General features: G+C 69.1%; 7 protein-coding genes. 2 read left to right on the plus strand and 5 right to left on the minus strand.

Annotated elements, in window-relative coordinates:
- Positions 1-131: DUF3618 domain-containing protein (locus tag A5622_RS28750; protein ID WP_156748726.1), on the minus strand; the 131-nt coding region annotated here is incomplete at its 3' end.
- A gap of 104 nt (positions 132-235) precedes the next feature.
- On the opposite strand from A5622_RS28750, the gene bcp reads away from it, so the two are divergent.
- Positions 236-709, plus strand: a complete 474-nt coding sequence (gene bcp / locus A5622_RS25980; protein WP_066862589.1) for a thioredoxin-dependent thiol peroxidase — start codon at positions 236-238, stop codon at positions 707-709.
- Between the two features lie 214 nt (positions 710-923).
- On the opposite strand, the gene A5622_RS25985 is transcribed toward bcp, so the two are convergent.
- Positions 924-2,288 carry a cytochrome P450 gene (locus tag A5622_RS25985; protein ID WP_066882131.1) on the minus strand — a complete coding sequence of 455 codons (1,365 nt, stop codon included), beginning with the start codon at positions 2,286-2,288 and terminating at the stop codon, positions 924-926.
- A 177-nt stretch (positions 2,289-2,465) separates the two neighbouring features.
- Here A5622_RS25985 and A5622_RS28755 point away from each other — a divergent pair, with 177 nt between their 5' ends.
- Positions 2,466-3,020, plus strand: a complete 555-nt coding sequence (locus A5622_RS28755) for a DUF3060 domain-containing protein (RefSeq protein ID WP_082994694.1) — start codon at positions 2,466-2,468, stop codon at positions 3,018-3,020.
- A gap of 13 nt (positions 3,021-3,033) precedes the next feature.
- On the opposite strand, the gene A5622_RS25995 is transcribed toward A5622_RS28755, so the two are convergent.
- The 3 genes from A5622_RS25995 to A5622_RS26005 all read right to left on the minus strand — a co-directional run.
- Positions 3,034-4,359 (minus strand): dipeptidase, encoded by a 1,326-nt coding sequence (locus tag A5622_RS25995; protein ID WP_066882135.1) that lies wholly within the window; start codon positions 4,357-4,359, stop codon positions 3,034-3,036.
- A 10-nt stretch (positions 4,360-4,369) separates the two neighbouring features.
- Entirely contained in the window at positions 4,370-4,768 is a 399-nt protein-coding gene (locus tag A5622_RS26000; protein WP_066862574.1) for a holo-ACP synthase, read from the minus strand.
- Positions 4,769-4,793: 25 nt separating this feature from the next.
- A partial coding sequence (locus A5622_RS26005; RefSeq protein ID WP_066882137.1) for a type I polyketide synthase occupies positions 4,794-12,342 on the minus strand: 7,549 nt, incomplete at its 5' end.

Raw genomic sequence — 12,342 nt, forward strand, 5'->3', positions numbered from 1 at the left:
ACCCGGACCTTGAGGTCGTCGGCCAGGCGCCGAGGATTGGCCCGCTCGGCAAGCGAGTCGACGGTGGCCGCCAGCTGGTCCCGGGCGACGTCGATGTCCTGCTTGATGGCTTCGGGGTCCCGGTCCGCCACTGTGTCCTCCAAGTCGCCCACTATCCGGCTCATGCACCTGCCCGAACTACCCTAGATCAGCTGGCGGTAACCCCGACGCTCCGGTGAACAGAAAGGGCCCCACCTTGACCGAGACCACGCGGCTTGCACCGGGCGACAAAGCGCCCTCCTTCAGCCTGTCCGACGCCGACGGCAACAAGGTATCGCTGGCCGACTACAAAGGCCGACGCGTCGTCGTGTACTTCTACCCGGCCGCCTCGACGCCCGGATGCACCAAGCAGGCGTGCGACTTTCGCGACAGCCTGGCCGAGCTCAACGAAGCCGGCCTCGACGTCATCGGCATCTCCCCCGACAAGCCGGAGAAGCTGGCCAAGTTCCGCGACACCGAGAAGCTGACGTTCCCGCTGCTGTCCGATCCCGACCGCAAGGTCCTGAGCGCCTATGGCGCGTACGGCGAGAAGCAGATGTACGGCAAGACGGTCACCGGCGTGATTCGTTCCACCTTTGTGGTCGACGAGAAGGGCAAGATCACCGTCGCGCAGTACAACGTGAAGGCGACCGGCCACGTCGCCAAGCTCAGGCGCGACCTGTCCGTCTAGTTCGAAGATGCGATGTCGTCGAGCGCAACGGGCAATCGTTGCCTAGCAGGTGACGGATGGGCCACCCTTCATGGGGCAGTAGGGAAGGCAGCTCACCGACGTTGTTGAGACGGCGAACGCCAGCAGCACCGCAATCAAGATCCTCTTACCCCTCATGGCCTGCCTTCCTAGGAGGGCGGCTGTACGCACACGCGACCTTTCCGCTTACCGACGATCAACCGATGACGGCGGCCTCGTGGTACTCGGTGATGGGCCGCGCGATCCCCTGTTCGTCGCAAACGCGCTGCAGTTTGTGGAGCGTTTCGTCTATCCCCGGTCCGAGCCGCTTGCCGGGCGTGAAGGTGGCCGGCAGGTGCTGCATGCCCTGGATCACGCCGATCGTCGGATAGTGCACGGTTCCCTCGGGGTCGCAGCGGTAGTCGGGCATCCGGTCGAGCACCGCCATGAGCATCGACTTGAACACCACCCGCGCGACGTTGGAGCCGATGCAGCGATGGATGCCGAGCCCGAAGCTGAAGTGCCGGTTGTTCTTTCGGCTCAGGTCTAGGCGGTTCGGATCGGGGAACACCGCGGGATCACGGTTGGCCATCGCCCAGGACAGCCACAGGCGATCACCCTCCTTGAACCGCGTGCCCGCTATTTCGAGATCGGCTGCGATCGTGCGGCCGTCGCCGGGAGCGGGCGTGAAGTATCGCAAAAATTCTTCGGTCGCCGAGTCGAGCAGCGTTTCCGATTCCTGCCTCAGCAGCTCGCGCTGCTCGGGATTTTCGCCCAGCCATTCGAGCGCGTGCGCCGTCAGCGCCGTCGTCGTGTCAAAACCGCCGCCGATGATCAGGCCCAGCATTCCGAGCAGTTCGGCGTCGGGGGCGGGTTCGCCGTCGATCTTCAGCCTCGCCAACGCGTCCACAATGCCGGGCCGCGGGTTCTCACGGATCTCGAGGAGGTGGTTGAAAAGGTCCGCCCCCATCGCCATCGTCTGCTCCAAAACCCTTGGGGCGTCCGGTGAATCGGCGGGCGTGTAGACATTGGCGTGCGCCGGCTCGCAATACAGCTGCCATTTCTTCAGCGGAACGCCCATCATCGCCAGGGTCAGGACCGCGGGCACGACGTTCGCGAGATCGTCGACGAAGTCGATCCGCCCGGCTTCGATCTTCTCGTCGATGCTGGCCCGCACGATCTCGTCGACGAACGGCTTCCAGCGCTTGACGGCCGCCGGCGACAGGTAGGGGTTGAGGATGCTGCGATAGGCGGAGTGCTCGGGTTCGTCCATCTCGAGCATGCCGCCACGGACACCGGTGCCCTGCGGCAGCGTCGGAATCGTGATGCCCTTGTAGCCGGTGCCTTCGCCCGTGACGTCGTGGTCGTTGGACACGTGCGGGCAGCGCGCGAGTTCGAAGACCTCCCGGTTGCCCGCGGCCACCCAATGTCCGTCGTAGGTGTCGGTCCACGCCAGCGGGCACTTGGCGTGCATCTCCTCGGTGATCGCTGTGAACCGCTCGCGGTACTCGGGGGTGTGGCGATCGAAGTGGTAACGGTTGGTCTTGCGGGCGTCTCCGGTCAGGGTGTTTTCCGTACTCACGGTGGCGTCTCCTGCGGACGAGTGGCTGCGGCTAGAAGCAGTATGCGACGAGACCGTCGTTCTCGTTCAGCATTCGGGGGGCCAGTTCGGATCGGCGCCCGGCTTCGCCTAACCCTGGAAAGTCGGGGCTTCGCCGTGACACCTCCAGAACTGGACCGCAGAGCGGATTATTGAGCGATGGACCCGGAAGAAGACCCGGAGAAGCTAGACCCTGAGGAATACATACGCGAGCTGGAGCGCGGCGCCGCACGACCGTCGGGGGGCCCTCCCCAGCCGTCCGGAGCGTCCAAAAGCGGCCGGGATGGCGGGCGCGCACCCGGTGGGACTTGGTGGCAGCGGATCGGGGGCGTCGCGGGGCTGGTGAACTCGCCACGAGTTTGGACGGTGTTGGCGGGTGCGTGCGCGGCCGCGTTCGCGATCGCGGCTCTCGTGGGTCATTACTCCGGCACCACCGTGCACGGCAATCTCACCATGATCAATGGCGGTGCGAAGGACACGATCGACTGCAACGACGGGAACCTCAGGCTCGAAGGTGACAACAACACCTACACCGTCACCGGCCACTGTCGCCGGCTTGACGTCTCCGGCAGCGCAAATCACGTCACGGTCGACAGCGCCGACACGATCAGCGTTTTCGGCGATGACAACGCGATGGTCTACCACTCCGGGTCACCGACAATCAACAAGACGGGGAACAACAACGTCGTGGCTCAGGGCCAAGGCACCCGATGAGAGGTGCGTCCCGCTAGCCCAGGTTGGCCAGCAGCAGCGCCTCGGCGATCGCGGCGCGTTCCAGCACGCCCAAGTGCAGGCTCTCGTTGATGCTGTGGGCCTGCGTCGCGGGGTCCTCCACGCCGGTCACCAGGATCTTGGCCCGCGGGAAGGCCTCGGCGAACTCGGCGATGAACGGGATCGACCCGCCCATGCCCATGTCGATCGGGTCGGTTCCCCATGCCTGCCGGAACGCCTGGCGGGCGGCGTCGTAGACGCTGCCGGTCGCGTCGACGGCGTAGGGCTCGCCGATGTCGCCGCGGGTGACGCTGACGTGCGCGCCCCACGGCGCGTGCCGTTGCAGGTGGGCGGTCAATGCGTCCAGGTGCGCCGCGGCGTCCCCACCCGGCGCGACGCGCATGCTGATCTTGGCCCGCGCCCGCGGGATCAGGGTGTTGGACGCCTTCTCGATGGGGGTGGTGTCGATGCCGATCACGGTGATCGCGGGCTTGGCCCACAGCCGCTGCGGCGCCAAACCCGAGCCGATTTCGGACACGCCGTCCAGCAACCCGGAGTCGGCGCGTACCCGCTCGGGCGGGTAATCGACTGGGGCGGCGGTGCTTTCATGCAGCCCGGCGACGGCCACGTTCCCGTCGTCGTCGTGCAGAGTAGCCAGCAGCCGCACCAGGGCGCTGAGCGCGTCGGGCACCACGCCGCCCCAGATGCCGGAGTGCAGGCCGTGGTCGAGGGTGGCCACCTCGACCACGCAGTCCACCAGGCCGCGCAGCGTGACCGTCAGCGCCGGGATTTCGGTGCTCCAGTTGTCCGAGTCGGCGATGACGATCACGTCGGCGGCCAGCGCATCGCGGTGCGCGGCCAGCAGCCGGCCCAACGACGGCGACCCGGATTCCTCTTCGCCCTCGACGAACACCGTCACGCCCACCGGCGGCTGCCCGCCGTGCGCCCGAAATGCCGCCAAATGTGTTGCGATGCCGGCCTTGTCATCGGCGCTGCCACGGCCGTAGAGCCGGCCGTCGCGCTCGGTGGGCTCGAAGGGCGGCGAGAGCCACTGGTCGCGGTCGCCTTCGGGCTGCACGTCGTGGTGTGCGTACAGGAGCACGGTCGGCGCGCCGTCCGGCGCAGGATGGTGCGCGATGACGGCCGGCGCTCCCCCTTCGCTGACGATCTGCACATCGCCGAAACCGGCCTGCGCCAATAGATCCGCGACGGCCTGCGCGCTGCGATGCACCTCGCCGCGGCGGCCGGGGTCGGCCCACACCGATTCGATGCGCACCAGGTCTTCCAGATCGCGCCGCACCGACGGCAGCACCGCGCGGACGCGCTCAACCAGATCGCTCATGGGACCGAGGCTAGTCGGACGTCGTCTCCAGGATCGCCACCGCGGCGGCGGTATCCCCTTCGTGCGTCAGCGAGACGTGAATCGTCACGTCGGCCAGGTGTTTGGCGATGTCGCCGCTCAGCCGAACCCGCGGGCGGCCCCACATGTCGGTGACCACCTCGATATCGCGGTGGATGTCCTCCGGAAGCACCGGGCGCTGGGCGAACCGCGATCCCGACCACGCCTTGATCACCGCCTCCTTCGCCGCCCAACGGGCCGCCAGGTGACGCGCCGCCGACGAACTCTTGTCCGAGGCGTCGCGGCGCTCACCCGGGGTGAACGTCTCGGAGAAAACGGTTCCCGGCTGGTCGACCTGCTCGGCGAAATCAGGGATGGAGACGAGATCGATCCCCACACCGACAATTCCCATGGGTCGCCAGGCTAACGGACCGACGTCATCCGGCAGAGACCCGGTAGGCGTCGCCGTCACCCAGGCGCGAATCCGGGTTCAGCAGCATCGCGGCCTCCTGACGCTTTTCCGACTCGTCATGGTCGAAGCGACGGTTCGGCGGCCGCTCGTACATCGGCGCGCCACCGGCGATCGCCGACGCCAGCCGCCGCTGACCGGCCAGCAGGCGGGCATCCGCGCGCCGCTGGTAGTCCGCACGCTGCTGCGGGTCGAGCGCGGCGACGAACGCCTGCGGATGCACGAGCGCAACCAAGCCCGAAACATGGCCGAACCCAAGGCTGGTCAGCAGCCCCGCCTTGAGCGGGAACTTCTCGCCCAGCCGCAGGGTCTCGCGCACCCACACGAAGTGGGCCGAGCCGGCCAGTTCGTCGTCGACGCAGTCCAGGCTGCGGTTCGGTGGGATCACCCCGTCGCGCAGTATCTGGCACAGGCCCATCATCTGGAAGACCGCCGCGCCGCCCTTGGCGTGCCCGGTGAGGCTCTTCTGCGACACCACGAACAGCGGAGCGCCCTCGGACCGGCCGAGCGAATCGGCGAGCCGCTCGTGCAGTTCGGTCTCGTTGGGATCGTTGGCCAACGTCGACGTGTCGTGCTTGGAGATCACCGCGATGTCGTCGGCGCCCACCCCGAGCTTGGCCAGCGACCGCGCCAGCGCCGAATCCTTCCCGCCGCGACCGGCGCCCAGCGCGCCCAACCCCGGCGCAGGGATCGAGGTGTGCACGCCGTCGGCGAACGACTGCGCGTAGGCCACCACGGCCAGCACCGGCAGACCCATCTTCAGCGCCAGGTCGCCGCGCGCCAGCAGGATGGTGCCACCGCCCTGCGCCTCGAGGAATCCCAGCCGGCGACGATCGTTGGGCCGGGAGAACTTCGAGTCGTGGATACCGCGGCCGCGCATCATGGAGGTGTCGGCGGTGGCCGCCATGTCACCGAAGCCGATGATGGCTTCCAGCGTCAGGTCGTCGAATCCACCGGCGACCACCAGCTCGGCCTTGCCGAGCCGGATCTTGTCGACGCCCTCCTCGACCGACACCGCCGCGGTCGCGCAGGCGCCCACCGGGTGGATCATCGCGCCGTAGCTGCCTACGTAACTCTGAATGACGTGTGCGGCAACGACATTCGGCAGAACTTCTTGCAGGATGTCGTTCGGCTTGTTCCGGCCGAGCAGGTTGCCGTGATACATCGTCTGCATCGACGTCATGCCGCCCATGCCGGTGCCCTGCGTGCTGGCCACCAGGCCCGGGTGCACCCACCGCATCAACTCGGCCGGAGTGAATCCCGACGACAGGAACGCGTCGACGGTCGCGACGATGTTCCACAGCGCCACCCGGTCGGTGGAGCTGGCCATGTCCTGGCTGATGCCGAAGACGGTCGGGTCGAACCCGGTGGGGATCTGCGCGCCGACGGTCCGCGACAGCTTGGTCTTGCGCGGCACCCGAATCTCGGTGCCCGCCTTGCGGATCACCTGCCAGTCGCTGGAGTCCGGCACCGGCCGGATGATCGTGTGTTCGGGATCGAACTCGACGAACGCGCGCGCGTCGGCCTCCGAGGACACCACGAACGCGAAGTCCTTGTCCAGGAACACCGACACCAGCAGCGGCGAGGCGTGATCGGGGTCGATCGCGCCGTCGTCGACGAATTCCCGGATGCCGCAACGCTCCACGACGGCGTCGTGATAACGCTCGACCAACTCGGACTCGTCGACCAGGTCACCGGATTGCGTGTCGTACCAACCGGGTTGGGGGTCGTCCTCCCAACGGATCAGGCCGGTGGTCCAGGCCAGCTCCAGGACGCCGGCCGCCGACAGCTCGTTGTCGACCTCCATCTCGAAGCGGGTCCGCGACGAGCCGTAGGGCCCGAGCTCCGCGCCACCGACGATGACCACCAGGTCGGCCGGGTCGACGTCGAGGTCCGCCCATTCCGGAGGCGGCGCCGGGGTGAAGCCACGCGGCGGCGACGGCAGCGCGGCGATGGTGCCCTCGGCGGCGGCCTCGTCGGCCGCGTCGTCCGATGCCGACGTGGCCTGCTCCCGGGCCTTGGCGGCCAGCTCGGCCATGTCGAGGTTGGCCTCGCCCAACCCACCGGTCAGGTCCGCCTTGATCGGCGCACCCGCCGCGGCCACCTTCGACTCGACGTCGCAGAGGGACAGCAGCATTGCCGCCATCTCGTCGGTCGAGTAGGTGGTGACGCCGGCCTCCTCGACCGCGTCCACGATCGCGTCGTTGTGGCCCATCAGCCCGGTGCCGCGGGTCCACCCGATCAGTGCGTGCGCCAGGCTGACCCGGGCCGCCCAGGACGACTCGGCGTGCCAACGACTCACCAAGGCGTCCAGCGCCGACTTGGCCTCGCCGTAAGCGCCATCGCCGCCGAACATTCCGCGGTTCGGTGAGCCCGGCAGCACGACGTGCAGCCGGGACGCGATGTCGCGCTCGGCGCCGATCTTCGACAGCCCACCGATGAGGCGCTGCACCGCCCACAGCAGCACCTTCATCTCCATCTCGGAGCGAGAGCCGGCCTCGGACAGGTCGCCGGCGACCCGCGGTGCGGCGAACGGGAACAGCAGCGTCGGGGTCTGCGCGTCCTTGATGTGAATCGACTGCGGCCCAAGGCTTTCGGTCTGCTCGGTGCCCACCCATTCGACCAGCGCGTCGATGTCGGAGTAGGACGCCATGTTGGCGGCCACCACCCACAGCGCCGCGCCATACCGGGCGTGGTCGCGGTAGAGCCCGCGGTAGAACGCCAGCCGCTCGTCGTCGAGCTTGGACGTGGTGGCGATGACGGTGGCTCCGCCGTCGAGCAAGCGCCCGACGACCGATGCGGCGATCGAACCCTTGGACGCGCCCGTCACCACGGCGACCTCGCTGCTGTACGGGCCCTGATCCGGGTTCTCGGCCCCGGCCGCGATGCGGCCGTACAACGACGCGTGGATCTGACGACCCGCGGACAGGGCCTTGCCCTGCCACCAGGTGGCCTGGGTGGCCACGACATGGCCTGCGCCCTCGAACCTTTCGGACAATTCCACCCACCGGGCATCGATGTCGCCCTCGTCGGTCAGCCACAGCTTGACCAGGTCCTCGCGCGCGCTGGCCCACCGGTCGTCGAACAGCACGGCCTTCTTCGGATCGAACACCGGTGCCACCAGCCGCGGCCAGTCGGCGCCGAGTTCGGCGGTCACCAGGTCGATGAGCTCGGCGTCGGTGGCCTTGGACAGGCTAGCCGACGCGCTGACCGGGTCGTCGAGGCCCAGCTGGTTGAGCACCAGGCGCGCCGCCGAGGCCAGCACGCCGTCGCGGCCGGTGATCTGCTCGGTGAATTCGCCCAGCGCGGCGGCGTCGATGGTCGCACCGCCGCCGCCACCGCCCGAAGATGGCAGCGCCACCGCGATACCGCGCCGCGCGGCGACGGATGCCACCGCGGCGTCGATCACCTTGTCGACGGAGGCGGCGTCGGCCAGTGCACCCTCGTGCAGGTGGCCCATGGCGCCACCCCGGACACTGGTGCCCTCGCGGGTTCCCAGCGCGACCTCCACGGTGACGTGCTTGGCCCAACCCTCGCCGAGCTCCCAGGTCTTCTTGACCCGCTCGGCGATGGCGGCGGGCCGCTTACCCGAGGGCCCCAGCACCGTGCGCAACTGATCGTTGATGGCATCGGAAAGCACTGGGCCGTAAGGCTTGTAGGTGCGAGCCAGCTTGGTGACCTGCGCGCGCAGCCCGGCCAGGTCGGCTTCGGCGGCGCCGTCGATGGCGCCCAGGTTCAGCTCCGAGCCCAGGTCCACCAGCAGCTGGTTGCGTCGCGACGACGCGCCGTCGGTGATCGATTCGATGGAGTCCAGCTCCTCGATCTGGTCGATGCGCATCTTGGCCGACAGCGCGATCAGCGCCAGCGTGGCGTCGGCGGCATCGAACCCGATGTCGTCCGGCCGAGCACCCGACGCCGCTCCGGCGCCAGCCGGAGCGACGGCGGGGGCGACATTAGGCAGGGGCGCCGCCTCCGCCGCGGATGCGGCGGAATCATCCGCCGCCGGCTCGTCCTCCGGCTCCGGCTCGGGGTCGGTGTCGGTGGCGAACAGCACCGCCGCGTCACGCTCGGCGTTGAGCACTTCGACTGTGCTGTGGGCGTATTCGGGCAGCTTGAGGGTGTTGGTGGCCAGGCCCGCGACGGTCGGCGCGGACTTCACCCCGATCTCGACGAACCGCTCCACACCGAGACCGCCGGCGGCCTCCTCGGTGAACAGCAAGTCCTGGGTTTCGATCCAGCGCACCGGGCTGGCGAATTGCCATGCCAGCAGCTCGATCAGGACGATGCGGGCCATCTCGATGCGGCGCTCGGCGAGCCAGGTGTCGTAGTCGGCGAGGATCGGGTCGAGCGGCTCGGCCGGCACCAGGTCGCGGATCTCCTGGATGAAGTCGCGGTCCAGGGTGAACGGACGCGGCACCAGGTTCGGGATGTACCGGCCGATGATGACGTCGGGATCCTTGTCGCGCGGCATGACCCGGTCCAGTGACCGCCGGAACTCCGCCACACCGACCCGCAGCACGCGCGAGTGGAAGGGCACGTCGATGCCGGGCACCAAGATGAATGAGCGCTTGCCGCCGGTGATCTCGCGGCGCCGCTCCACCTCTTCCTCGAGCGCTTCCAGGCCGCGCACCGTGCCGGCGATCGCGTACTGGGAACCGCGCAGGTTGAAGTTGACGATCTCCAGGAACTCGCCCGTGCGCTCGGCGATTTCCGCGACAAAACCCGGGACCTCGTCGTCGGGCAGGTCGATCTGCGACGGCCGGATCGCCGCCAGCCGGTAGTTGGACCGGCCCAGCTCGTCGCGCGGCACGATGTCGTGCATCTTCGAGCCGCGATGAAACACGGTCTCCAGCAAGGCTTCCAGCTCGTAGATGCCCGTCACGCAGGCCAGCGCGGTGTACTCACCGACGGAGTGGCCGCAGGCGATCGCGCCCTCCACGAAGGCGCCCTGCTCGCGCATCTCGGCGACCTGCGCGGCGGCCACCGTGGCCATCGCGACCTGGGTGAACTGCGTCAGGTACAGCACGCCCTCGGGGTGGTTGTAGTGCACACCGCTGGCGATGATGCTGGTCGGGTTGTCCCGGACCACGTGCAGCACCGAGAAGCCGAGGGTCTCGCGGGTGAACTTGTCGGCCTTGTCCCACACCTTGCGGGCGGCCTTGGACCGGGCCCGCACGTCCATGCCCATGCCCTTGTGCTGAATGCCCTGGCCGGGGAAGGCGTAGACGGTGTGCGGGGCCGCCAGGCGGGCCGTCGCCGACATCACCAGATCCGATCCGACCTTGGCGGCGACCTCCAAAACCTCAGCGCCCTGGTCGATTCCGACACGGTCGACGCGGAACGCGACCTCGTCGCCGGGGCGCACCATGCCCAGGAAGCGGGCGGTCCAGCCGATCAGCCGCGCCGGCGGGCGGGCCTGGCCATCGGTGGCGGTCACCGCGTGCTGGGCGGCGGCCGACAGCCACATGCCGTGCACGATCGGCGATTCCAGGCCGGCCAGCAGCGCGGCGGCCCGGTCGGTGTGAATGGGGTTGTGGTCACCGGAGACCACCGCGAACGGACGCATGTCGACCGGAGCGGTGATGGAGACGTCGCGGCGGCGTCGACGCGGGGTGTCGGTCGCGTTCGGCGAGACCGCACCACCCGCGCGGGTCGGGTCGGCCAGTTCGGCGGCGCCGGTGCGGCCCAGGATGGCGAAACGCTCGGCAAGGGTAGCGATCACCTGACCGTCGGTGTCGGCGATGGTCACCGAGACGGGGACGACGCGTCCCATGTCCGTGTCGATGGCCGCCGAAGCCGTTGCGGCGATGGTCAATTGGGACCGGACCTTCGGCAGGCCGCCGACCATGTGGGCGGCGTGATCCAGGTGCACCAGGCTCAGCAGGCCCTCGACGACCGGGACGCCGGCATCGGTGACGGCCGAGCCGATCGCCGAGAAGACGGCCGGCCAGCATGGCCCGACGAGCGCGTCGGGCACAGTGGTGAGGCTGGGCGCCAACGGTTCTCCGAAGGTGGCCGTGACACCGGTGTGGTCGGCGACCCGCTCGGGGTCCCAGTCGACGGTGACGGTGGCCGTGCCGTCGGTCACCGCGGGCAAGAAGTCCGGGCCGTCGACGCCCGCCGCGATGGCCAGCACCGCCCGCATGGCCGTGGCGGCGTCCTCGGTGGAGACCACCGGGGTTGCGCCGTCAACGGTGTTGGGCGGCAACGTGAATGGGATGTCGATCCAGGTGCCCGAGACGGGCACACTGAGGACGACGCGGTCGCCTTCGACCTGCAGCCGCGCCCCGGTGGACGAATGGGTGGCGCGGCGGCTCTCGGGTCCGTCGTGCACCAGCCACTCGGCGGGGTCGGCGATGCGATGCACCGGGTTGGTCGCGGTGCGGCCGGCCCACTGGACGTCGGGGGCGTCCAGCACGACGGCCAGCGGCCCGGTGACGTCGGCGCGACCGGTCCGGCGTGACGTGACGGCCTTGGGCTCCAGTCCGGCGGCGAGCGCCTCGTCGATGGCCGCCTGCTCGAAGCGGTCCAGTAGCTCACCGATGGGCTCGTCCATCCGGGTGATGCCGGCGACGGCCGCGGTGCCCGGGATGATGCAGACCTGGTCGGCGTCGTAGCGGGCGTCGTGCGCCTGCCAGAGCGAGTCGCTGCGCCACCAACGCCGCACGTCCTTGTCGATCACCGGCACGAAGTTGACCGGCTTGCCCGGCGTCTTGCACAGGGTGACGAAGAACGGCACGTCGGCCGGGTGCAGCTGGACCGTCTCGGCGTCGGGGTAGCGGTCGAGCAGCAGGTCAATCGCCGCCCCGGGGTTCTCCAGCAGGGCCTCGTCGTTGTACAGCGTCTCGATGGGGCCGAAATCCTGTGGGGCCAACCGCGCCTCGGCGCGTTGCAGCATCTGCTGGAAACGGTCGCGCCAGGTGTCGGCCAGCCACGGGCTGCCCGGCGAGGCGGTGTCGGCGGTGGAATCGCCGTCGCCGATGGCCAATTCGACGTAGCGCTGCAGCCATTGCAGGTAGGTCATCTCACCGACATCGCCGAAGTACGGCTTGGCGGTGTTGGCCATCGCGGCGATGATCTCGTCGCGACGCTCCGCGACGGCGTCCGCGTCACCGGCGACCTCGTCGAGCAGCCGGCCGCACCGCGAGGCGCTGTTGTCGATCTCGTGGATGTCCGCGCCGAGCTGGCTGCGGCTGGATGCCATTCCGCCCGAGGCTTTCCCGGCGCCGATCCACTGGTCGGTGCCCTGGGTTTCGACCAGCATGCGCTTGACCGACGGCGAGGTGGTCGCCTCCTTGGCGGCCATCGCCGCGGTGCCGACCAGGATGCCGTCGATGGGCATCAGCGGGAAGCCGTACGCCTGCGCCCAGCGCCCGGACAGGTATTCGGCCGCCCGCTCGGGCGTGCCGATGCCGCCGCCGACGCAGACGGTGATGTTGGGGCGCGACCGCAATTCCGAGTAGGTCGCCAACAGCAGGTCGTCGAGGTCTTCCCAGGAGTGGTGACCACCGGCGCGC

Origin of the sequence: Mycobacterium sp. 1245801.1, from assembly GCF_001673055.1 — a bacterium.
Classification (GTDB): Bacteria; Actinomycetota; Actinomycetes; order Mycobacteriales; family Mycobacteriaceae; genus Mycobacterium; species Mycobacterium europaeum_A.